Origin of the sequence: Hymenobacter pini (genome assembly GCF_020421205.1) — a bacterium.
Taxonomy (GTDB): Bacteria; Bacteroidota; Bacteroidia; order Cytophagales; family Hymenobacteraceae; genus Hymenobacter; species Hymenobacter pini.
Genome location: NZ_JAIZZH010000001.1, coordinates 356,771 through 379,573, shown reverse-complemented (window position 1 = coordinate 379,573; position 22,803 = coordinate 356,771). Strand labels below are relative to the sequence as shown.

The 22,803-nt window shown below is 58.5% G+C and carries 22 protein-coding genes and 1 tRNA gene; 5 read left to right on the top strand and 18 right to left on the bottom strand.

Annotated features, from left to right (window positions below; genetic code table 11):
* Positions 1-41: 41 nt before the first annotated feature.
* Entirely contained in the window at positions 42-611 is a 570-nt protein-coding gene (locus LF252_RS01670) for a hypothetical protein (protein ID WP_226266670.1), read from the bottom strand.
* A gap of 277 nt (positions 612-888) precedes the next feature.
* Here LF252_RS01670 and LF252_RS01665 point away from each other — a divergent pair, with 277 nt between their 5' ends.
* Complete coding sequence (locus LF252_RS01665) at positions 889-1,626, top strand: LytR/AlgR family response regulator transcription factor (RefSeq protein WP_226266669.1); 738 nt, start codon at positions 889-891, stop codon at positions 1,624-1,626.
* Here the strand turns inward: LF252_RS01665 and LF252_RS23205 are convergent.
* The 14 genes from LF252_RS23205 to LF252_RS01595 all read right to left on the bottom strand — a co-directional run bounded on the left by LF252_RS23205 (position 1,607) and on the right by LF252_RS01595 (position 17,541).
* The gene (locus tag LF252_RS23205) at positions 1,607-3,685 is read right to left on the bottom strand and encodes a tetratricopeptide repeat protein (protein WP_226266668.1); all 2,079 of its coding nucleotides are present in this window, start codon (positions 3,683-3,685) and stop codon (positions 1,607-1,609) included. The genes LF252_RS01665 and LF252_RS23205 overlap by 20 nt on opposite strands.
* Before the next feature lie 105 nt (positions 3,686-3,790).
* Positions 3,791-4,549 (bottom strand): fatty acid desaturase, encoded by a 759-nt coding sequence (locus tag LF252_RS01655; RefSeq protein WP_226266657.1) that lies wholly within the window; start codon positions 4,547-4,549, stop codon positions 3,791-3,793.
* A 15-nt stretch (positions 4,550-4,564) separates the two neighbouring features.
* Complete coding sequence (locus LF252_RS01650) at positions 4,565-5,413, bottom strand: 4-hydroxy-3-methylbut-2-enyl diphosphate reductase (protein ID WP_226266655.1); 849 nt, start codon at positions 5,411-5,413, stop codon at positions 4,565-4,567.
* Between the two features lie 101 nt (positions 5,414-5,514).
* Positions 5,515-6,711, bottom strand: a complete 1,197-nt coding sequence (locus LF252_RS01645; RefSeq protein ID WP_226266653.1) for a carboxypeptidase-like regulatory domain-containing protein — start codon at positions 6,709-6,711, stop codon at positions 5,515-5,517.
* Positions 6,712-6,855: 144 nt separating this feature from the next.
* Entirely contained in the window at positions 6,856-7,329 is a 474-nt protein-coding gene (locus LF252_RS01640) for a hypothetical protein (RefSeq protein WP_226266651.1), read from the bottom strand.
* 159 nt (positions 7,330-7,488) lie between these two features.
* Entirely contained in the window at positions 7,489-8,331 is an 843-nt protein-coding gene (locus LF252_RS01635; RefSeq protein WP_226266649.1) for a phytoene/squalene synthase family protein, read from the bottom strand.
* Between the two features lie 9 nt (positions 8,332-8,340).
* Positions 8,341-9,828, bottom strand: coding sequence for a phytoene desaturase family protein (locus LF252_RS01630; protein WP_226266647.1), 1,488 nt, complete (start codon positions 9,826-9,828; stop codon positions 8,341-8,343).
* A 188-nt stretch (positions 9,829-10,016) separates the two neighbouring features.
* Positions 10,017-10,532 (bottom strand): sigma-70 family RNA polymerase sigma factor, encoded by a 516-nt coding sequence (locus LF252_RS01625; protein WP_226266645.1) that lies wholly within the window; start codon positions 10,530-10,532, stop codon positions 10,017-10,019.
* 304 nt (positions 10,533-10,836) lie between these two features.
* The gene (locus LF252_RS01620) at positions 10,837-11,766 is read right to left on the bottom strand and encodes a MerR family transcriptional regulator (protein ID WP_226266643.1); all 930 of its coding nucleotides are present in this window, start codon (positions 11,764-11,766) and stop codon (positions 10,837-10,839) included.
* A 4-nt stretch (positions 11,767-11,770) separates the two neighbouring features.
* The gene (locus tag LF252_RS01615; RefSeq protein WP_226266641.1) at positions 11,771-12,289 is read right to left on the bottom strand and encodes a sterol desaturase family protein; all 519 of its coding nucleotides are present in this window, start codon (positions 12,287-12,289) and stop codon (positions 11,771-11,773) included.
* Positions 12,290-12,429: 140 nt separating this feature from the next.
* Positions 12,430-13,242 carry an enoyl-CoA hydratase/isomerase family protein gene (locus tag LF252_RS01610; RefSeq protein WP_226266639.1) on the bottom strand — a complete coding sequence of 271 codons (813 nt, stop codon included), beginning with the start codon at positions 13,240-13,242 and terminating at the stop codon, positions 12,430-12,432.
* A 198-nt stretch (positions 13,243-13,440) separates the two neighbouring features.
* Positions 13,441-15,678, bottom strand: coding sequence for a ComEC/Rec2 family competence protein (locus tag LF252_RS01605; RefSeq protein WP_226266638.1), 2,238 nt, complete (start codon positions 15,676-15,678; stop codon positions 13,441-13,443).
* Positions 15,679-15,840: 162 nt separating this feature from the next.
* Positions 15,841-16,281 (bottom strand): GNAT family N-acetyltransferase, encoded by a 441-nt coding sequence (locus tag LF252_RS01600; RefSeq protein ID WP_317197832.1) that lies wholly within the window; start codon positions 16,279-16,281, stop codon positions 15,841-15,843.
* Positions 16,282-16,434: 153 nt separating this feature from the next.
* Positions 16,435-17,541 (bottom strand): PhoH family protein, encoded by a 1,107-nt coding sequence (locus LF252_RS01595; protein ID WP_226266636.1) that lies wholly within the window; start codon positions 17,539-17,541, stop codon positions 16,435-16,437.
* Between the two features lie 182 nt (positions 17,542-17,723).
* Here LF252_RS01595 and LF252_RS01590 point away from each other — a divergent pair, with 182 nt between their 5' ends.
* From LF252_RS01590 to LF252_RS01575, 4 genes are all read left to right on the top strand, one after another.
* Positions 17,724-18,497: an SAM hydrolase/SAM-dependent halogenase family protein gene (locus LF252_RS01590; protein WP_226266625.1), complete on the top strand. Its 774-nt coding sequence runs from the start codon at positions 17,724-17,726 to the stop codon at positions 18,495-18,497.
* A 78-nt stretch (positions 18,498-18,575) separates the two neighbouring features.
* Positions 18,576-18,938 carry a putative quinol monooxygenase gene (locus tag LF252_RS01585; RefSeq protein ID WP_317197831.1) on the top strand — a complete coding sequence of 121 codons (363 nt, stop codon included), beginning with the start codon at positions 18,576-18,578 and terminating at the stop codon, positions 18,936-18,938.
* Positions 18,939-18,978: 40 nt separating this feature from the next.
* Positions 18,979-19,518, top strand: coding sequence for an iron-sulfur cluster co-chaperone HscB C-terminal domain-containing protein (locus tag LF252_RS01580; protein WP_226266623.1), 540 nt, complete (start codon positions 18,979-18,981; stop codon positions 19,516-19,518).
* A 24-nt stretch (positions 19,519-19,542) separates the two neighbouring features.
* Positions 19,543-19,624: transfer RNA gene (locus LF252_RS01575), tRNA-Leu, on the top strand.
* 39 nt (positions 19,625-19,663) lie between these two features.
* Here LF252_RS01575 and LF252_RS01570 read toward each other — a convergent pair.
* The 3 genes from LF252_RS01570 to LF252_RS01560 form a co-directional block, all read right to left on the bottom strand.
* Complete coding sequence (locus tag LF252_RS01570; RefSeq protein ID WP_226266621.1) at positions 19,664-20,458, bottom strand: LytR/AlgR family response regulator transcription factor; 795 nt, start codon at positions 20,456-20,458, stop codon at positions 19,664-19,666.
* A gap of 66 nt (positions 20,459-20,524) precedes the next feature.
* On the bottom strand, positions 20,525-21,589 hold the full coding sequence (locus tag LF252_RS22950; RefSeq protein ID WP_226266619.1) for a sensor histidine kinase: 1,065 nt from the start codon (positions 21,587-21,589) through the stop codon (positions 20,525-20,527).
* Between the two features lie 75 nt (positions 21,590-21,664).
* Entirely contained in the window at positions 21,665-22,369 is a 705-nt protein-coding gene (locus tag LF252_RS01560) for a hypothetical protein (RefSeq protein WP_226266618.1), read from the bottom strand.
* Positions 22,370-22,803 lie beyond the last annotated feature (434 nt).

Below are 22,803 nucleotides of genomic sequence, written 5' to 3'. Positions count from 1 at the left end.
TGATGGGAGGCTTTTTTTATAATTTGTCAGTTTACCAGTCATCAGGCCGCTATGCTGGACAGCATGCGCACTTCAAACTGCAGATTGGCGGTGAAGGCCAGCGGGCGGTTCAGCCGACGCCGGTTTGTGCCGGATATTTCCAGCGTGAACCACTCGGAGCGCAGAAATTCCAGCAGGTTTGGCTGCCCCAGCAACTCCATTTCAATGTGATTAGGATGGACATTACGCGGGCCAAACGTGGCAATCGGAATTTTGCGGCTGTTGGCCGTCAGAAAGCAACTCCCGCTTTCCAAGGCTCCCAGCGTGGGCGTGCCCCGGCCGATGGCATGGTCGGGGTCGGGAATCCAGTCGAGCGTTGCCTCCCGAAGGGTAACCGCCGTAACGCCCGGATGCGTGAGAGATGCCAGGCAGGGCAAGGTACTCGGCAGCGTTGTTTCGCAGAGGAAAATCAGGTCCATTCCGGGGTCAATCCGGAGGTTGATGGCCCGGGTACTCAGGCCAAACGCAGACCGTAGGGAGCGGCGCAGCCCCTCATGCGTAGAGATGGTCAGGGCAACGCCTAAAATAACCGGAGGAGCCCCCGGCAATGTAGTGAGAGAAGCAGGTGCCATAGCAAATAGGTGCAGAGTGGTGGTTGGGCATTGAGGGGAAACAGAACGCCAACGATGGTAAGTAGCAGATACAGAGCGGAAACAAGAGCAGTATGTGTACGTGATAAGCTAACTAAAACACCCTGATAGTTTCGGGTAAAGTATAGCAAAGTGGCTGAAAAGTAGACCAGTTAGCCATTTTAGGAGTACAAAAATTGTTTTCTTTCAATAATTTATAAGACAAATCAATTTTATATTTCTATATTCACCACGTTACCTGCAATTAGCGCTTCATAGTATGAAGATTTCGTGCCTGCTTATCGATGATGATCCGCTTGTGCTGGACCTGCTACAGGCCTACGTGGCAATGACAGACATCCTGGACGTGAAGGCTGCCTTTACCGACCCGCTTGATGCCCACCGCTATTTGCTGGATAACCCCGTGCAGGTGCTGTTCTCGGATGTAACCATGCCCCACCTAAGCGGCATTGATTTGGTTCGGTCCCTGCATCAGCCCCCGTTGGTGGTGCTCATGACGGCGTACCCGCAGTATGCTATGGAGGGCTTTAACCTAGATGTTATTGACTTTCTGCTGAAACCCATTTCCCTTGACCGGTTTCTGAAGGCAGTTACCAAAGTAGCCGGCATTCTGCGGGTAAACCCCGCGGCGGCCGATGTGCAAAATGACACGCTCACCGGCTGGGGCTCGTTTTTCATTCGCACGGATGCGCAGTTTGTGCGCCTGCACTATCGGGAGGTGCTCTACATCGAAGCGCTGAAAGACTTCACCAAGATTAACACCGCCGACGGCCGCACCCACCTTACGTTGGTGAACCTGAAAAACCTGGAGGAGCAGCTGCCTCCGGGCATGTTTGTGCGCACGCACCGCTCGTACCTGGTAAACGCCTCCCGCATCGATTCCGTGAGCAACCTGGAGGTAAAAGTAGGCGGGTTTGCCCTCCCCCTGGGCCAGACCTACCGGGAGCGGGTAACGGAGCGTATTGTAAACCGCTCCCTTATTCGGCGGCAGCACTAGCGGTATTCGCATTCAACTGGCCCGCATTGCTCATGCTAGCAGCGGGCTGCTCCTCTAAAGCGGCCGGCAGTGTGAAATGAAAGGATGAGCCGCTGTCGGGCTGGCTCCGGAACCAGAACTCACCCCCATTGCGGTGCACAAACTCCCGGCACAGCGGCAGACCCAGGCCGGTCCCCTTCTCGCGGGCGGTGCCCGGCGTGGAGAAATAATTACCGGTTTCGGCGAGGCGGGCTTGGCTAGCCGGGTCAATACCCACGCCGGTATCCTGCACGGCAATTTCCCAGAACCGGGCCCGCTGCTCAAGTGAAATTCGGACGCTGCCGCCGGTTTGCGTAAACTTCAGGGCGTTGCTGAGCAGATTCCGCAACACCAGCCGGACCATGTTCACATCGGCACGAGCGGGGCACCAGTCGGGCATTTCGCAGCGCAGCTGAATTCCTTTGCGGTCGGCGTCGGTTTGAAATAGGGCCACGGTTTCTTCTACCAGTTCCTCTAACCGGATACGCTCGGGCCGGGCGCTGCCGCCCCCTTTCAGCTGCGACGCCGACCAGTTCAATAGGTTGTCCAGCATGTGCAGGGTACTATCGAGCATCCGCGTGAGCCGCTCCGATTGAGAGGCCAGCCGGTCGGCCGGCAACCGGCCCAGCTTCAGCAAGGCCAGCAGGGAGTATAGGGAGGTAAGCGGCCCGCGCAAGTCGTGGGAGATAATCGAGAAAAGGGTGTCCTTGGTCCGGTTGAGGCGGTCCAGCTCCTCTTTTTGCCGACTAATGGCCGCGTTTTTCTGCCGCAACAGGCGGTTGGTTTGCTGCTGCCGCCGCTGCGCCCGGTACAGCACCACTACCAGCAACAGCAGCAGCAATGCCCCAGCAGCCAGCAAATTCCGCAGGGTTGTTTGCCGCTGCAAGTTGGCCTGCTGCAATTGCCGCTCTTTCGTCAGCAGTTGAATTTCTTTTTCTTTTTTCTCCGTTTCAAAGCGGGTTTGCAACTCCGCTACCTGCGCCAAGTGCTGTTCGGCGTAGGCACTGTCCTGCAGGGCTGTGTATCGGAGCAGCGCCTGTAGGGCCGCCTGGGTTTGGCCCTGCCGACGATACAGGCTGCTTAACGAGCCATACAACTGCCCCAGCAACACATACGAGCCGGTTTGGCGAGCGGAAAGCAGGGCCGCCTGATAATTATGCTCAGCCGCCGAGCCATTGCCCAACGAATCGTACATGGTTCCCAGGTTGCGCAGGGCGGCGGCGCGCTTGCTAGGAACTGCCCCCGTAGGCAAGGCCTGCAATGCCCGCTCAAAATAGGCCGCCGCTACCTCCGAGTTGCGCAACGACTGATACACGCTTCCCATACCCGTCAGCGCCTCGCTGGCTAAGGTACTGTCGCGCTGCTGCTGGGCCCAGCCCAGGCTCTGCTGCAGATAGTACAGGGCCCGGCTTTGGTGTTGCTGCTCCCGGTGCGCGGCCCCCAGCAAGTTTAGCACGTGTGCTGCCCGAGTGGCATCGTGCGCCAGCTGCCAAGTGGCTAGGGCCTGTTCGTAGCTTTTCTGGGCTTGCGCCCAGTGCCCGCTCCGGCCGTGTAGTTCGCCTAACTGTTCCAGCACCTGCCCCTGCCCGGCCAGTTCGCGCTGCTGCCGGAACACCTGCAACGCGCGGCGGTAAGCCTGCCGGGCCTTTCCGGTGTCGCCCTGGCTTACCAATGCTTTCCCTAGCAACCACCCCGACCACGCCGCCCCCACACTACCGGTAGAACTCAGGCGCATTGCTTTGCGGTAGTGCTGCGCTGCTCTTTCAGGCTGACGCAGCGTGTACCAGGCCTGCCCCACTTGCCAGTGCAACTGTCGGATTCGGGCCGTATCCTGATGCTGGGTGGCAACGGGCAGCTCGCGGGCTACCTGCGCAACAACCCGATGGGCTTCCGCCGCCGGTAGCTCGCGCACCGTTGGAGCCTGACCAACCTGCTGAGTGGCTGGTGCCGCAGCCTGACTGTGAATTGCCCAAACACCGCTCAGCAGCAGGCTCAGCGCCCACGCCCGGTGTTGTAGCCTCCTTACAGTCCGGTAATACATGCGGGGCAATTACTGGTAGTGAAGCGCCGCGCAATGCACACAGCCCACAAGCCCAATATATAAAAAGAGCATTATACCCTGGCAGCCAGCTACAATCAGTAGGGTTTAGGCCAGCTCTTTGGCCTGCCACAAGCGCCACCACGGCAAATATGGCTGGTCGTGGTGTTCGTAGTGATACCCGAAAAAGTAGCAGCTCACAAAGGCCCACAGATGGTGCCGAAACTGGCTGCGGGACTTGTGCGGGTTACTGGGCGCGTGCTCACCGCGGTGCGGCAGATAGGTACCGAAGTAGAACAACTGCAGTGTGGCCAATACGGCGGGTAGCATCCAGAACACAATGACATTCTCCATCGGGAAGAATGCCTTCAGTACGTTGTACGTTATGGCCATCAATACCACCTGCGCCACCGTCACGTAATTCCAAGCGAAACGCGCAAACCACGGCAGAAAGCCCATGTGCTGGCCATCATGAAAATCGGGGTCCTCCTCGGTGGCTACGTGGCGGTGGTGGGCGTGGTGCTTGGGCAGCATCCGCGGAAACCAGTTGAAGGCAAAGAGCCCGGCCGTTAGCGTCCCAATGGCGTTGTTCAGCCGTCGGTTGGCACTTACTACGCCATGCATGGCATCGTGCGCAGTAATGAAAAGGCCCGTGTACAAATGGGTTTGCAGCAGCGCCAGCAGGTACGGCCACGGCGTGCGCCAGTCAGGCCGGAAATACGCCAGCAGAAACGTTAGCAGTCCAGCCCAGCTTAGCAATATCAGGCCGGCAACAGCCACGCCGCGCCAGCCCAGCGTGGCTGGTTTTACCCGCCGGGCCGAGGGGGCTACGTGCGGTACTGAAGGGGCAGCAGGCGAGAGAGGCATCCCGGAAGATACGGCTTAATACTGCAGCAGCCGGTCGCGCACCTGCTCCATCTGCCACATGGGCGTGCTGGTAGCTCCGCAAATACCCACCGTTTGGCCCGGCTGAAACCAGGATGGGCACAGTTCTTCTGCTTTCGAGATAAAGTGCGTGGCAGGGTTGGTGTCCTTGCACACTTGGTACAGCACCTTGCCATTGGAGCTTTTCGTGCCCGACACAAACACAACCTGATCGAACTGGGCCACAAACCGGCGCAAATCCTTGTCCCGGTTACTTACCTGCCGGCAAATAGTGTCGTTGGCCACCACTTGGTGCCCCCGGCCCTCCAGCTGTTCTTTAATCCGGTAAAACGAGTCGGTGCTTTTGGTAGTCTGGCTATAGAGCGTGATGTTCTGCGGCAGCTCGTGGCGCAGCAGCTCATCCAGGTTTTCAAACACCACGGCTTGGCCGTGCGTCTGGCCCAGTAAACCGCGTACCTCGGCGTGGCCGTGCTTACCGTAAATGAAAATCTTTTCCTGCCGGTCGAAGCTGCTTTTGATGCGGTTCTGTAGCTTAAGCACCACCGGGCAAGAAGCATCAATGAGGGTCAGGTTGTTGGTCAGGGCCATCTGGTAGGTGGCCGGCGGCTCGCCGTGGGCCCGAATCAGCACTGCCTCGTTGCGCAGAGCGGCCAGTTGCTCATAATCGATGATGCGCAGGCCCCGGTGTTGCAGGCGCTCAACTTCTTCATCGTTGTGCACAATGTCGCCGAGGCAATACAGATACCCCTGCTCATCGAGCAGGTCTTCGGCCATCTGAATGGCATAGATAACGCCGAAGCAAAAGCCGGAATTGGGGTCGATACGGACGCTCAGGTGGTGCGGCATAGCTAACGGACTAACTGCTGAGGCTGGTAGAAGGTTACGCTTGAGGCGGAAGATAGAACACAAACCGGAAAACTCAGCGGTAGGTTTGCGCTTCACTTACTTCAAAATGCTCCAAATGCCTTCCGTTGTTCCAGGTCTCGGATAACTCGTTCCTCAGCCGGCGAGGCTCGTAAAACCTCCTTATCGTGCCAAAAAGTGCCATCGTAGGGCTTCTTCTGAGCCTGTTTCAGGTCGTTGTAGCTGGCACCGGTGGTTTTGTAGCCTTTGCCGGCCGGCCGGGCCGTGTAGCGGTAAAAAAACAGGTTACCGTTGAGCGTAGTCGTGTCGGGCCGGTTCTGGTAGCGCAACACAATCTGCTGCTCAGCCCGAATGGCCTGCACCCGGCTCAGGGAGTCGCGGTGCGGGGCGAATTCGGTGGTCATGCGCATAGTTTGGGCATCCAGAGTAGTACCCTGCCGGAGCTGCAGCGTCATGAGATGGTCGATGGGCACCATGGCCTCAATGCGGCGCAGGGCAGCCGTGCGCCGGTCGATGTACAGCGTACCCTCCGGCACAAAAATATTCACGCCGGGGCGGCGGCTGAAATCAATAACAGCCGTTTCCTGGCCCTGATTTTCCAGAATTTCGCGCAGATGGAACGTGAATGTGCGGCTGCTGCCGGGGCTCAGCGGCACGGCCAGGGTGCGGCGGCTGGGCTTGGGGTCGAATACCGGAATCAGGCGCAGCGCCGCCGAGAAATTGGTCATTTCTACACCTGTATCCTCCTGCGCCGAGCCATAGCGGGCCTGCTCCAGCTGCCACCCACTAATACCCTGACCGTTGAAGCGCACATCGTAGAACGCATCCAGGAACTCGGTGTAGCGGCCGTTATGCTCCTGTTTCTGTCGATAGAAGGCTTTGCCAAACTCTTCTTCCTTCTGATGCCGAGCCAGCTTGGCGTAGGCGCGCTGCACCAAGTCGGCAGCCAGCTTATCGGGGTTGCGCACTTTTACTTCGGGCAGCGCCACGGTACTGGCCTTGAGTGTTACGGTAACGGGCGCGGCCGATGCCACCTCCAGTACCGTTGTAGTGTAGCCGAGGCTTACGACGGCCAGCTTCTGAGGGAGCTTGCTCACGCGCAGGCTAAACTCGCCGGCTTCATTGGTGGCGGTGCCGGGCTCGGCGCCGGGCGGGCCTACGTTGGCGTAGGGCACGGGGTGGCCCTGCTCATCCAGCACCCGGCCTTTAAGCACGGTTTGCTGGGCGGCAGCGGTGAATGAGCAAACTAAAGCAGTAGTGAGAAGAAAGGTGTTTTTCATAGCAACGTGCAGAGTAGTAGCTCGGGCTGAGCCCCCGAACCACGGATTGTGCATGCGTACAACGCACAAGTGGGCTGCCAAGATATACGCAGGCCCCACGCTCGGGCAGAACGTGGGGCCTGTACGGTGGAAAGGCGGTGGCTATTAGAGGCGGCTCAGACGCGCGGCTTCGGCCTCCGAGGTATGACCCCGCTGCACCAGAAAGTCGCGCACCAACTCAAACGATTCAGCATCCAGGCCCGACTTGGGATGTTGCAGCAGCGTGCTTACCAAAAACTGTCGGTCTTCATCCACGTGCTGGCTTAGACCCAGAAAGCTCGGCAGGTTGCTCTCTACGCTCAGGCGCAAAAACCGGATTTCGGCATTGTCGGCGTCAAGTTTCACGGCCTGGTCGAACAGCTTGCTGGCCTGCTGCACGTGCGTGAGCTTGCTGAGCATAGAAGCATCCCGGGCCCGAATGGCTTCTGCCGCTGCTTTGTACGCCAGCACCACGGCATCCTGCTTGTCGTAGGCAGCCATCAGCTTATGAAACTTCTCGCCGGCTTCTTTGCTGGCGGCGGCCTGCTGATAGTGGCGGCGCAGCTGCTGCACCGCGTAGGGGTTGGCTTCGGTTGACACGTAGGTGGAAAACGTCAGGAGTAAAACAAGAAATAAGAATCGGGCGAGCTTCACGCGCAACGGGGGTTGGTGGAAGAATAGCCGCAAAGCTAGCGGTTCTGCAACGGCGCAGTTCTTCTCCCCTACGGCAAGATGCCTGCCAATAGTTCCGGCGAAGGGCTACACCCGCGCCAGCCGGTACCGGAAATAGGACCCCAGCAGCAGCAGCAACTTGGTGTTGTTGGGCACCCGCACCCGCTCGCCCAGAATGGTAGTAGCCGGCAGCTGCCGGATTTTATGAAACAGCTTCAAATAGTACACATACGCCAGATACACCCCCAACCGGGCCGCCCGGGGCAGCTGCACTATACCCATGTAGCCCGCCTCAAAATCGGCCCGAATGTCGGCTTCAATGTCGCGCTTCACGGCATCCGTAAACCGCTCGTACTGCACACCAGGAAAATACACGCGGCCCCGCTCCTCGTAGTCGGAGCGCACGTCGCGCAGGAAGTTCACCTTCTGAAAGGCCGAGCCCAAGCGGCGGGCCGGCTCGCGCAGGCGCTCAAAAAGAGCGGCGTCGCCCTCGCAGAAGATGCGCAGACACATCAGCCCCACCACTTCCGCCGAGCCGTAGATGTACTGCTCGTAGAGCGACTGGTTGTAATTCCGGTCGTCGAGGTCCATTTCCATGCTGAACAGAAACGCGTCGATGAACTCTCGGTCGATGCCGTAGCGGCGCACCACATCCTGAAACGCGTGCAGCACCGGGTTCAGGCTCAGGCCAATTTCCAGGGCCTCGTAGGTTTGGCGCTTGAAGTCCGCAAACAGGGCGGCTTTGTCGTGGTCATGGAAGGTGTCCACAATTTCGTCGGCCCAGCGCACAAAGCCATACACGGAGTATACCGGCAGGTGAAACCGTTGGTCGAGGGTGCGAATACCGAGCGTAAAAGAAGTGCTGTACCGCCTGGTTATCAGCTTGGCGCAGGCCCGGCTGGTTTCGGTAAATAGGGCAACGTGGTCCATTCTGCTGAGTTACTGATTCTCCTTCTCCACTTCCTTCGCCACTACCTGGCCCGAAATCAGGGACGGGGGCACCCCGGGGCCGGGCACGGTAAGCTGGCCCGTAAAGTACAGATTCCGCACCTTTTTGCTTTTGAGAGCAGGCTTGAGAATGGCCGTTTGCCGCAGCGTGTTGGCCAGCCCGTAGGCGTTGCCTTTGTAGCTGTGGTAATCCTGCATGAAATCCTGGTGGGCGTAGCTACGCTTGTACACCACCGCGTCGCGGATACTAGTGCCGCAGTGCTTTTCCAAGCGGTCCATCAGCAGATTGTAGTAGTGCTCCCGGGTAGCCTCGGGGTCGGGCAAGTTGGGAGCCACCGGAATCAGCAGGAAGATGTTCTCACAGCCTTCTGGAGCTACGCTGGTGTCCGTCTGGCTGGGGGCCGACACGTAGAACAAGGGTCGGCTGGGCCACTTGGGGTCTTCGTAGATTTCCTGAGCATGCAGACTGAAATCCTCGTCGAAGAACAGGTTGTGGTGGCGCAAATTGGGCAGACGCTTATTGACGCCCAAGTAAAACAGCAACGACGACGGAGCCATGGTGCGGGAGTCCCAGTACGCCTCGTCGTAGGTGCGCCACTCGGGGGCCAGCAGGTGCTGCTCGGCGTGGTGGTAGTCGGCACCGGCAATGACCACATCGGCGGGCCGGAAGCCCTGGGCGGTTTGCACGCCGGTGGTGCGGCCATTCTCTACCACAATCTGCCGCACTTCCTGGTTGTACTCCAGCCGCACGCCCCGCTCCTCGGCTAGGCGCACCATGCCTTCCACAATTTTGTGCATGCCGCCCATGGGGTACCAAGTGCCCAGCGCCAGGTCGGCGTAGTTCATGAGCGAGTACAGGGCCGGGGTATTTTCGGAGGTAGCGCCCAGAAACAGAATCGGGAATTCCACCAGCTCCAGCAGACGCGCATCCTTGAAGAACTTGCGCACGTGCTTGTGCATGCTCTGCAGCAAGTCCAGCCGCACGGCGTCCACTACCAGGCGCGGGTCCATAAACTCCAGCAGGGAGCGGCCAGGCATGTGCACGAATTTACCGATACCTACTTCGTACTTGTAAGCCGCCTGCCGCAGAAACTCATCCAGCCGGGCCCCGCTGCCGGGCTCGTAGCGCTCAAATAGCTGCCGCAGCTCGCTCATGGCGGCCGGAATATCTACTGCCTCGGGCCCTTTGAAAATTACCTGGTACGAAGGGTCCAGCCGGACCAGTTCGTAGTAATCAGATACCTTTTTGCCGAAGCGGGCAAAGTACTGCTCAAAGATATCGGGCATCCAGTACCAGCTCGGACCCATATCGAAGGTAAAGCCTTCGGCCTTAAAGACCCGGGCCCGGCCGCCGGGTCCCTCGTTTTTTTCCAGAATAGTTACCTGATATCCGCGCTGGGCCAGGGAAGTAGCCGCCGCCAAGCCCGCAAAGCCGGCCCCGATGACAAGTACACGTTGAGAAGATAGAGTGGAAGCCAAGCAGTAGGAGTTGGGAGTATGGAGTGCAAGCTACAATCTGCCGGGCATACGCAATTGTTTAGCTTGCGGCCATATTTTCGGCATTTGGTCCATAAACAGACGGGCCGCAAACCACGCTACCTGGGATGGTAAACGTAATCTGCGGCCCGCGATACGCCCGGGGCGGGTCTGTACTCTCTCCCTATTCCCTACACGCCGGGGGCGTATGTCTTCAGCGCCTGCTTGAGTTCCTTGCGGGCGATGTGGATTCGGTTTTTCACGGTTCCAATCGGAATTTGCAGCTTCTCCGCAATTTCCAGGTATTTGTAACCGATGTAGTACATCATGAACGGAGTCCGGTAATCGGCCGACAGGCCGGCAATGGCTTCGTTGATATCTGCTACTACGAAATCGGAGGTGGCTCCGTTGTGCGTAATGTAATTTTCGTTGGTGTTGAAGTACTGGAAGTACTCCGTGCTGTCAATATTGCTATTGCGCTTGGTGATTTTGTTGTAATTGTTGATGAAGGTGTTGCGCATGATGGTGTACAACCACGCCTTCAAGTTGGTGCCCGCCTTGAACTTGTCTTTGTTCAGCATGGCTTTGAGCAAGGTTTCCTGTACTAGGTCCTTGGCATCGTCTGCGTCGCGCGTCAGGTTCATTGCCACGGGCTTCAGGGAGTAGGAAATCTTCTGTACTTGGTCGGTGAATTCCAGAGAGGTCATGCTGTTTAGCTTTTCGTGGCAAAAAGTTAAACAAATATACTCGAGTGTTTGGAAGTAGTACGTACCTACATCAATTTATTTTAGGTAATGCCCATATTTCGTACGTATCGCCACCCCAAACCTGCACAACCACCTATTAACCAATCAACTGCATCAATACGCTCATGCTAGCCAGATGCCTAACCATACAGTTTCAGCTATACCCGCCTGTTGAACCAGGGCCACTTACAGAGACAACAAAAAGCCCCGGCCGTTGCCTGACAAGCAGTACGACCGGGGCGTATTAATGGTTAACAATCAGCCGTTATCCTACCGTTAATTCGGGCTGGGCAACGCAGGCATCGTGGTTTATGAGCCCGGTAGCCAGTAAAATAAAATCGGTGATGAGGGCAAGGCGGCTCGCATTGGTGGGCAACTCAAACTCCAGCTGGGCAAGTGGTCCGTACAGAAACAGCTGAATATCGGGGCAAAGCTCGCTTAGGCGCTGCACAAAATCAGCTACCTCATGACGTTCCGGCACGGCTGTCAGCACCGTCAGCAAAGCGTACGGCTGGTAGGCACTGCACACCTGGGACAGCTCGGCCATCGGCAGATTCTGGCCCAAATACAGCACATGGTGTCCCCGGCTGCGGAGCACGTAGTTCATAAACAGCAGCGCCAGCTCGTGCATTTCGCCTTCCGGCAGAAACAGCACCCAGCGCCGGGCCGTGGCCGGCTGCACAGCAGGTAGCGCATCGGTTGCGGCCATCAGCTTCTGCCGAATCAGGTGGGTAACCAAGTGCTCTTGGGCCGGGTTGACAGTGCCCGCCTGCCACATTACACCAATGCGCTGCAGAAACGGATATATCACCCGCAAAACGGCCTGCTCAAACCCATACTGCTCCACCACTTGATTCAGAATGCATACCTGCCGGCTCTCGTTCATCTCGAGCATGGCGGCCAGCAGCCCGTTCACGTGGTGGCAGTAGCGGTCCGAGTGGTTTTCGTCGTCGCAGGAAATAACGGCCTTGCATAATTCCTGCTCTGAAAGTTTGGCGACCTGCGAAATACGGTAGCCCCGGCCGCACAGGGTGGCCACGTTGAGCAGGCGGCGCAGGTCATCGTCACAGTACGTGCGGATGTTGGTAGCGGTGCGCACCGGCCGCAGAATACCGTAGCGCTGCTCCCAAATGCGAATAGTGTGTGCCTTGATGCCCGAGAGCTGCTCCAGGTCACTGATTGAAAAATGGCCCACGATACTACCCCTCCTTGATATCCGAGTTAACAATGGCCCGACGCTGCGGGAGTACGCGCGTAGGCGCGGGCTGCCGCAACGCCAGCGCGTAGTATTTCGGTGACACCCACAGCAGTCCAAATTCCTCGCTACCGTCGCGGCCAGTGGTTTTATGGTGGATTTTGTGGGCCATGTTCAACGCCCGCAAATACGCGTTGCGCGACTTCCGCCAGAAGCGCATCCGGCCGTGAATCAGCACATCGTGCACAAAGAAGTACAGCGTGCCGTACGCGGCAATGCCCACTCCCATCCAAAACCGAAAATCCTTGTCGGCCGAGCCGTACATGATCAGCAGCATGGATAGGGAGCCGTAAAACAGGAAAAAGAAGTCGTTGCGCTCAAAGCGGTGCGGGTGCCGCACATGGTGCGAGCGGTGCAGAAACCACAGTGGCCCGTGCAGCACAAACCGGTGCATAAACCAGGCTACGAATTCCATTCCAATAAAAGTAGCCGTGGTTACGGCTACGGCTGCCAGCGTCGTCATAGAGGGCAAACCAACCTGATAGGAAGAAGTTTAAAACCAGATAAGGGAGAAAGGTACAAAAATTGGCAGGCCCCCAAAAACGATGCCCCGCTGGTTGGGGCCAGCGGGGCATCGGTTGATCGGCTTCGGGCGAGCAACGGTTAATTGTCCCACACAATTTTCTCCTTGCCGAGGAAGGCCGCAATGCCCCGGCGGCAATCATCGGAGCCACGGGCTTCGGCGTTGAGCCGCGCGGCGTAGCGGAGGCTGTCTTCCAAAGGCATTTCGGGAATGCGCGCCAGCATTTCCTTGGTGGTTTCCATGCTCTGGCCCGAGTTTTCAACGCACAGACGGCGGGCAAACCGGAACACATTAGCGGCCAACTCTTCGCGGGGCACCAAGAAATTCACCAACCCAAACTCCTGCGCCGTCTGTGCCGATACGGCGTCGCCGGTGAGTAACAGTTGCTTGGTGCGGGCCTCCCCTATTTTGCGCAGGAGGAACACGCTCACAATGGCCGGCAAAAACCCGATTTTCACTTCGGTGTACCCGAACTTGGCTTCCGGTACGGTGAAGGCAAAGTCGCAGATGGTGGCCAGGCCGCAGCCGCCGGCCAGGGCGTGGCCCTGCACCTCACCTATTACCACCTTTTTGAGGGTATAAATCTGGTGAAAGAGCTGCATGAGGTGGGTAGAATCGGCCAGGTTATCGGTGTAGCCGAAACCCTGCAGCTCCTGAATGTAAGCGAGGTCGGCTCCGGCGCAAAACACCTCCCCTTCGGCCCGCAGCACAATTACCTTGCAGGCTTCATCGTCTTCGGCGTATTCAAAGGCCAGCTTCAGCTCGGTTACCATCTCAGCGCTCAGGGCATTGCGCTTATCGGGGCGGTTGAGGGTAATATAGCCGATAGAGTCCCGGGCTTCATAGCGAATGAAGCGCAGGTCTTCCAGTTCCTGAGTGGGCATGTCTTCCATAATCAGGGAGTTGCAGTACGGTGAAAGAAATTCAGCGGGTACGGGAGTCCCAGGCAGGAACGGGTGCAGACGCTGACACAGAACGGGGGCGCGAAAACCAAACGTAGTAAAATCAGGGCTACGCTACTAGTGTTCTAGTATACACTATACTCCTATTAGGGGCACTTCGGTTTCGGCCAACACCGGCTAAGCTTCTGCCTATTGCGTTTGCTCCACGACAAAGGCCCCCTGCAGCGTCACATCGTGGGTTTGAAAGCCCGCAGCCCGCAGCACCGAATCCTGCCGAAGCACATACCAGCTTTTGCAGGAAGAGTCGAACACAACGGGGGCTTTGGTGCTGAACACCTCAGCCAGCTGCTGCGGCTGCACGCGGGCGTTGCGGCGCAGCACCACCGCCGTGAGGCCCGGCACAGGACCAGTGGCCCCGCTCAGCCGGCCACTTACGAAGGCCAGCTTGTGCCCTTGCCAAGTAGTGAGCGTGAGGCCCGGCTCCGCCACCACGGCCGGCACGGGGCAGCCTTGCCAGCCGGGCCGGTAGCTTACCCGGCGCGCTTCCCGCTGAATGATGCCGGGCACGATGCGGTAGGTTCGCTCGGTTTCGGTGAGCGGCAGGGAGTCAAGCGTGACTATTTCGGCGCTGGCACCTTGCCAGAAGCCCACCACTGAGCGCCGCGGAATACTGTAGATAACGAGTTGCTTGGTAGGCGTCAGCTGGTAGGCCGCCCACACCTTGCTCCCGGCAAACACGCCCAGCAGGGTACAAGCCAGAGCTAACCACGGCAATTTCTTCAGCGCGAAAAACAGCAACACTGCCAGAATCACGCCCCCAATCAGCCACACTTGCGGAGTAGTGACGTGAATGCCGGATATCAGCGCGTCGGGCATTATGCGGCCAATCCAGAATATATAGTTGTTGAACCACCGAATCAGCATTTCAAACACGTACCCAACAGCCTGTGGGCCGTAGTCGAGCACCTGTGCTACGTTGGGTAAGGCCAAAGCCACTAGTGCTACCAACCCCTTCAGGGCCAGTAGCCCCAGGCCCACGTACACCGCGCCGCTGGAAATGGGCACGGCAATCAGGTTGGAGGCCAGAAAGCTCAACGGGAACTGGTGGAAGTAATACAGCCCCAACGGAAAAGTAGCCACCTGCGCCGCCAAGGACAGGGCCGCAGCGGCCCACACATAGTGCAGAAAACTCCCCAGCCAGCTCCAGCTTTTCTGCACCGCTTTCGGCTGCCAGGGGCGCTGCTTATTCAGAAAATACGCCTTCGGGTTCAGCCAGCTCAGGATGCGCGGTTGCAAATACACAATACTCAGCACGGCCAGAAACGACAGTTGAAAGCCCACATCGCAGAGCAGATACGGGTCGTAGCAGAGCAGGCAAAACGCCGCCGCCGCCAGCAGATTGTACATGGAGGTTTGCCGGCTGAAGGCCCGGCCCAAGATGATAAACGAGAACATGACGGCAGCGCGTAGCACCGAGGCCGATAAGCCCGTCAGGAACGCGTAGCTCCAGATAACAGCCAGCCCCAGCAAGGCCGTAACCAGCCGGAACCAGGGCCCCCGCCGGCCCGGCAGCAGCCCCAGCAGCCACGTAACGGCCCCAAACAGCAACCCCACCTGCAACCCCGATACCGCCATGATATGCGTGGTACCCGTGTTGGCGTAGGCCTGCTTGGTTTCCTGATCCACCTCATCCTTGATACCCAGCACCAGTGCCGAGGCCAAGGCGTATTCCCGCTTGGCATGCACGTACTGCCGAAATATGCCATCCAGCACCCGCGCCGCCCGCATGGCCATAGCCCGCAGTACACTGGGCGGCTCCACAGCCACGCGCTGGTACTGGTCGGGGTGAATGAACTGCTGGTGATACACCTGATGGTACTGCAGATAGCGCCGGTAGTCGAACTCGCCGGGGTTGAGGGGGGCTTTGCTGGGAGCTGGCGCGCCCCGTACCACCCATACGTCGCCGTACTGCGGGGCAGCCAAGCCATCCTCGCGCGGAATACTCACCCGGATACCACCCTGCGCCGGCTGCCAGCGCCCCGCCACCCGCACCGCCGATACCCGCACGGTAGTGGCGTAGGTGGCGGGTCGCACCACCGTGTAATCATCCACCACGGCTCGGTAGTATTCGATGCGGGAGCCAAACCGGTACAGGTGGTCAGCGTTGCGGCTCTCGGTAGATTGCTGGGTTAGGGCCGCTCCAGCCACAAACAAAGCCAGCACCGCCAACAGGCCGGCTGTATCGGTGGGCCCCGGGGCTGGCTGCCGGGCGGCCCATAGCTGTACTACTACAAATAAGGCCGTCAGCGCCGCGGCCAGCCACCGCAAATCGGGCAGGGCCTCGCCGGCGTAGAGGTACAGCAGAATCCCACCCATCAGCGGCAATACTAGCCGAACCGCCGCGTTGGAAGCCCATTTTATTTCCATACCTACACACCCAATTAGTAACGTAATGAATAGCCGTAAGCTCGTCAGCAATGAGCAGGTAAAATGCTGAAAATGCTCTGAATAACAAAAGCCAGCGCGGCGCTTCTCTCATAGCAGAAGCGCCGCGCTGGCTCTCGATTTTCCAGGGCTAAAAGCTACAGCCTACTCCGGGCGTTGCCACACCATTTTGTAATGCTCAATACCGGCTTCCCAAAACGCCTCGCCAGCCTTCACAAAGCCATGCCGCTCGTAGAAGCGCACGGCATTTACTTGGGCGTTCAGGTATACCTCGGCCGTGGGGTGCGCGGCCTGCACATCCTGCAGCACCGCCGCCAGCAGGGCCGCGCCTACTTGTTGGTTGCGGTAGTCCGCCAACACCGCAAACCGCTCCAGCTTCACACCGTTGTCGGTAGTGCGCCAGCGGGCGGCCCCGCAGGGCATACCCGTTTCGGTTACTGCCAGATAATGCGTGGCATCGGTGCGGTCGTGCAAGTCATTCTCCAGGTCAGCAGGTACGTTCTGGCCCAGCACAAATACAGTATGGCGGATGGCCAGGGCGGAAAGTAGCTCCTGCTCGGTAGCAACGCGGTGGATGAGAATCACGGGAAGGCAGTAAGGAAAAGCTGACCGAAGCCAGCCAATGGTGAAAAAATGAGAAGTTGGCGGCTCCAAACATACGCAGCTTACTGCAGTCAGAAACGTAAAAAGGCGGCTACCTAAACTGGTAGCCGCCTTTCTCATTCTATCCACAGCAGTTTACTGCTCGTGGTTGACGGGTAATTCCCGGGTACCATCGTCCTCGCGGCGGGCGTCCGGGTGCTTGCCGGGGTCGTGGTGAGCCACTTCGTCCTGGCGGCGCTGGTAGCTGGGGCGGTACTCGCGCACGGGCCGGTTGGCCTGCTCCTTCTGCTGCTCCACGTCGAACTTGTCGTAGGCCTGCACAATTTGCTTTACCAGGCGGTGGCGCACCACGTCTTCGGCCGTCATTTCCACGAAGCCAATGCCGTTCACGCCCCGCAGAATGTCCAGAGCCTGGATTAACCCCGATTTTTGCTTGGTTGGCAGGTCAATCTGGCTCCGGTCACCGTTCACCATCACTTTGGCGTTCGGCCCCATACGGGTCAAAAACATCTTCAGCTGCGAAGGCGTGGTGTTCTGGGCTTCGTCCAACAGCACAAAGGCGTTGTTGAGCGTGCGGCCCCGCATGTACGCCAACGGCGCAATTTCAATGGTTTTGTTTTCGAGGTAGAACTTGAATTTCTCGGGGGGCAGCATGTCCTCCAAGGCATCATAAATCGGGCGGAGGTAGGGGTCTACCTTTTCCTTCATATCCCCAGGCAAAAAGCCCAGGCTCTCCCCCGCTTCTACCACGGGCCGCGAAATGATAATCTTCTTAACCTCCTTGTTTTTGAGAGCCCGCACGGCCAGCGCCACCGAAATGTAGGTTTTACCGGTACCGGCCGGACCCAGCGCAAACACCAGGTCGTTTTTGAGCACGGCATCTACCAGCCGTTGCTGGTTGGCCGTTTTGGCTTTAATCACGCCGCCTTTGGCCCCGAACAGAATAACGTCGGGCGAGGCCGCCATGCGGGCTTCATCCAGCTCCTCATCGGCGGATGAGAGAAACTGGCTTACCGTTTTGTCGGTAATCTGCCCGTACTGGTGGTAATGTTCTAGTAACGCCGACAGAATCTCGTTGATGCGGCTAATGACGGCCGTTTGGCCTTGAATTTTGATTTCGTTGCCGCGGGAAATGATTTTGCTACCCGGAAACGCCGCTGCCAGCTGCCGGATGTTTTGGTTATCGGGCCCCAAGAACTCAACCAAGGACACGTTTTCCAGGGTGATGATTTTTTCGACCAAACTGCGGGAATTTAAAAGCGGAAGGAATGAAAAGAGTGCCGGACGGATACAGCACGCATCGGTAAAAGCAATAACAACAAAAATCAGTAGTTCGTTGCTGCTGCCATTTTACGGCAAAAGGGCTACTTTTGCCGCCCCCACGGGGGCTTGGCAATAGTACGAATAACTCCCAATTTCCGGCCATGAGCTTGATTACGTTTCTGTCCGATTTCGGCTACCGTGACCATTATGTGGCGGCCGTGAAGGCGCGGATTCTGCAGCTCGCTCCTCAGCTTCCGGTGCTGGACATTACCCACGGTATCGAGCCTTTCAACATTGCGCATGCCGTGCACGTGCTAGGCGCCGTGTACCAGGATTTTCCGGCGGGCACCGTGCATTTAGTGGGCGTGAACGATCTGGGCGCGCCAAAAGCGGCCTGGCACGCGGCCCGGTTTCAGGGCCATTTTTTTGTTTCGGCTGACAACGGCCTGCTACCATTGCTGTGTGATGGTATGCCCGAGGAGCTGGTAACGTTGGGAGTCGGCCACATCGCCACCGCCTCCCCTACCCGAGACTTACTAGTGCCCGCCGCCGTGCATTTGGCCCAGGGCGGCCCACTCTCCGACCTCGGCCCCGCTACCACCGACACGTATCAGCTCCTCAACCGGCAGATGCGCCTGCAGGACAACCGCATCACCGGGCACGTAGTGCACGTGGACCACTACGGCAACCTCATTACGGATATTAGCCGCACGGCCATCGAAGTGGTAGGCCGAGACCGACCGTGCACTATTCATTTCGCCCGCGAAACCGTGCGCGAAATTGCGCCCCACTTTCAGGCGGCGGCTCCCGGTGAGGCCGTGTGCATTTTTAATAGCCAGGACCGCCTGTGCATTGGCATCAACCAAGGCAACGCCTCGGAGCTGCTCGGTCTGCACTTCGACTCACAGGTTGATGTACGGTTTGTAGGCGAGTAAGCTGTAAAACCTACTTTTTCGGCCCTAAATGCTCATTCTTAATATATTTATTTATTATGTTAAGTTTCAACTGCCAGTATGACAGAAACTCTCTTTTTATCTTTTGATGAAGCTAGTATGCTGATCCGCATTGTGCGCATGACGTTCCGGCCGGAACAAATACCGGCCTTTCTGCAGCTATTTCAAAACTCAGAGGCGCAAATCCGCCAGATGCCGGGCTGCCGATTCCTGGAGCTTTGGCAGGATCTGAATAATCCGGCAGTGTACTGCACGCACAGCCATTGGGAATCGGAAGAACACCTGAATGCGTATCGACGCTCGGTGTTGTTCGGTCAGGTATGGCCGGCTACCAAAGCCCTGTTTGCCGCCCCTCCCCTGGCTTTTTCCGTACAACCGACCGTGTTACCCCCTGCTTCAGGCAATCACGCTTCGTATATCTGAGAGCCTTCCGGAGGCTTTATTCTATCCCTTGCTTTTTCGCATGCCTACTCCCAACTACTTTGAATTTTACGGCCTGCCCGAGTCGTTCCGCGTGGATGCGGCGGCGCTGAAGCGGCAGTACTACGCGCTGAGCCGCGAGTATCACCCCGATTTTCACGCCACTGCCTCGCCTGAAAAGCAGCAGGAAATCCTTCAACTGGCCACGCTCAACACCAATGCCTACCGGGTTTTATCGGATGCAGACCAGCGCATGGCGTATATTTTGAATGCGCACGGCTTGCTGGAAGAAGGAAAACAGGAGCTACCCAGTGATTTTTTAATGGAAGTTATGGAGCTCAATGAACAGCTGATGGAGCTGGAATTTGAGCCCGACCCAGCCGTTGCTGCGCGCGTTGAAACCGAGGTTAATACTCTGAGCGACACCCTGGAAGCAGGTATTGAGCCAGTGCTGGTTGGGTACGAAGATTTGCCCGCCGAAGCCCGTCCCCAAGCCCTGGCCCAAGTGCGGACCTACTATCTAAAAAAGCGCTACCTGTTGCGCATTCGCGAATCTCTGGCTAAGTTTGCTGCCCGATCCTGAACAACGGACTGCGTTGTTCCTCTTGCCCAGATGGCGGAATCGGTAGACGCGTTGGTCTCAAACACCAATACCGCAAGGTGTGCCGGTTCGACCCCGGCTCTGGGTACAAAAAGCCTCTTAGCAACCGAGCTAAGGGGCTTTTTCTTTATCTGTCCAGCCAGGCTTTGAAGGTGGCTACCTTCTCGCGGCTTACCAGCACGGTATCGTTGTCGGGGGCGGCGGGCTTGAGGATGGTTTGCAGGCGGGAATTGGTGTAGTGGATGATGTCCTGAATGGCTTCGGCGTGGGCTAGGTAGGCCCGGTTCAGGCGAAAGAACTCCAACGGGTCCAGCATACCTTCTAGCTGCTCCAGCGTGTAATCCACCACAAAGCGGCGGCCTTCCCGGGTGTGCAGCAGGGTTACTTTTTCGAGGCTGGCGAAGTAGGCAATCTGCTCGACGGGAATAGCCTTCAGGTGCTCCCCTACCCGCACTACAAACCGGGTTTTATATTCTTTGGCGGGCTGGGCCTGGCGCAAAATCTGGGCGAGCAGGGCGGCATCCAGCTGGGGGCCGGCGGGTTGCTGCTGGCGGCGCAACTTGGTGAGGGCAGCCGTCAACTCCTCCGGGTCGATGGGCTTGAGCAGGTAGTCTACGCTGTTGACTTTGAAGGCGCGCAGGGCGTACTTGTCGTAGGCCGTGGTGAAGATGACCGGGCTGGTGATGGATAGTCGCTCGAACAACTCGAAGCTCAGCCCATCGGCCAAGTGAATATCCAGGAACAGCACATCGGGCGGGTTGCTCTGCAGCCGCTGCAGCAGCTCCATAGCCTCCGCAACCGACTCGGCCTGCCCCACTACTGTAACCGGCTGGGACTGCTTTTGCAGCAGGCCCGCCAGGCGAGTAGCGGCCAGGGGTTCATCCTCAATCAGTACGGCGCGGAGCGGGGCAGTGGAAGTCATGCGGCGAATGTAGGCGGAAGTAATGGCCGCCGAAATGGCCGCCGGCAAAAATGTAGCTGGAGCCGCTTAGTGCAGCTCCAGCAGCGGTAACGTAACGGTAAATTCAGCTTTCGACTGCTCTACCAGCACCGGGCGAGCCGTAAGGAATGCGTAGCGGGCCCGCAGGTTTTTCAGCCCTACCCCGGCCGATTCGCCATCGGCCAGGCGGCGGGCGTGACGGGAGTTGCGCACGGTGAGGGTGGCATTGGCCTCATCCAACACCAGCGTGATGCGCAACGGGTTGCGCTGGGAGGTGGCGTTGTGCTTTATGGCGTTTTCCAGCAGCAGCTGTAGGGCCAGCGGCGGCACCAGCCACTGGTCCAGGCTGCCGGGCACCTGCCAGTCTACTTGGAGCCCCTCGCCTAAGCGGGTGCGCTGCAGAAACAGGTAGGCCTCGGAGAACCGGATTTCATCGGCCAGCGGTACCACTTCCTGCTCCTGGCTATCCAGTACGTAGCGGTACACCTGGCTGAGCTGGCGGATAAAGCGGGAGGCACGGGCAGGGTCGTTTTCCTCCACCAAGGAGGTGAGGGCGTTGAGGGAGTTGAACAGAAAATGCGGGTCGAGCTGGCGGCGCAGGCTGTCCGCCTGGGCCTGGGCATTTTCTTTTTCCAGGCGTTGCGCCCGCACCGATACCTCCCGCCAGCTCAGCAGAAACGACCGGCTGTGCATGAACAACGACACGATGAGCGTGATGCCCAGCGGTATCACAAATACCGTCCAGCTGATGGAGCTGAGGGGCCGGTGGTGGTAGCCCACCCGAAACGCTGCCGACACCACAAAAATAACCACCGTAGACGCCAGCAGCGACGCGGCCACCGTTACCAGAAACCGGCGCAAGGGGTTCTGCGTCCAGTCTACATACCGGTTTAGCAGGTCGGAGGGCATGCCGTTGGCCAGCCACAGGCCCGTGGTGTAGAAGAAGTTGTAGCCGAACGTAACCAGGTAATCCTCGCTCCAGATGGAGCAGCCCCGGCAAAAGATAAAGCTCAGCCCCATCGACAGCGCCGTCATGATAGCCAGCATGCGCAGCCAGCGGTTCCACTGCGGATAATACTTGCTTAGCCCTTCGGAATATTCAACGGATTGCACGGCGAATGAGGTTGAGGCACGAAAAATAGGAAAACGATTGGTGCCGGCCGGCACCAATCGTTTTGGCAGAGGAGGTTATTGCTGGGCCGTGGCGGTTTCGTACTGCTTCAGGCGGCCCAGCAGCTGCCGCTCGCCCCAGTTGGGGGCCGCGGCCGAGGCGGGCGTGAAGGCGGCGTACCGGGCTTTGGCTTCCTGGTAGAGGGGCTTGGCGGCCTCGGCCCCACCCCCAAACATGGAGGGCGTGTAGTACACGTTGTTGGCCTGTACCAGGTAGATGCGGGGGTTAGCAGGGTTCAGCTTCTTGGCCTGGGAGAGGGTTTCGGTGACCATGCCGGAATATTTCATGGAGCGCAGCATGGGCGACACGCCCAGGCGGGCCTGGTAGATATAGGCCTGCAACACCAGCAGCTCCGATTCGTCGCCCTGGAGCTTACGGGCCTGGGCCAGGGCGGCTTCGGCCTGGTCGAGGTACTTGTCTTTCACGTCCCCATCTTCTTTGCTCACGAAGCAGGTGATGACGCGGGCGTAGGCCTGGTAGTAGCGGGGCAGCCAGTCTTTGGGGGCAACCAGGGCGGCGCGCTCCAGCTTGGCATCGGCCTGCTTGAGCTGGGCCGGGTCGCCGGTGCTCATCAGCTCCTGCACGGTAGCCGTGAGCAAGGCAGCGTAGGTGCCGGCCGGGGCGGCAACGGACGAGGAAGTGGGGCTGGCGGGTGCCGCGCTCTGGGCTACGGTGGCAAAGGAGGCGGCTACGCAGGCGAGGGTCAGCAGGGTCGTTTTCATGGCGGTAAGGGGGTTTGTGGTGGTTGATGTTTCAAAGGTGGGGCGCGGCCGGGGCCGCTGAAACTTGCCGTTACCGAAGCGTCGGATTAGCCGGATGAAGTGTCGGGGGCGGGGGCCTGACTGATTTGGAGGCACCGGGGTTTTGCGGCTATGGGATACTTCGCGTTGCCCGCGCACTGGCCACTGACGACCTCACAATAGCATCTGCCCTATTCACAATGGCGTCTGACCGGCTCACATTGCCTGCTAACCGTTGCACAACGGCTGCTGACGACTTCACAATAGCTGCTATCCGTTGCGCAAAGCCTGCTGACTTGCTGACAATAGCCGCTGACTACGTGGCAAGACCTGCTACCCTTGTGACAAGGGCCGCTGACCTGGTGGCAACGGCCGCTGACGAGGTGACAATGACTGCTGCCCTGCTGACAATGACT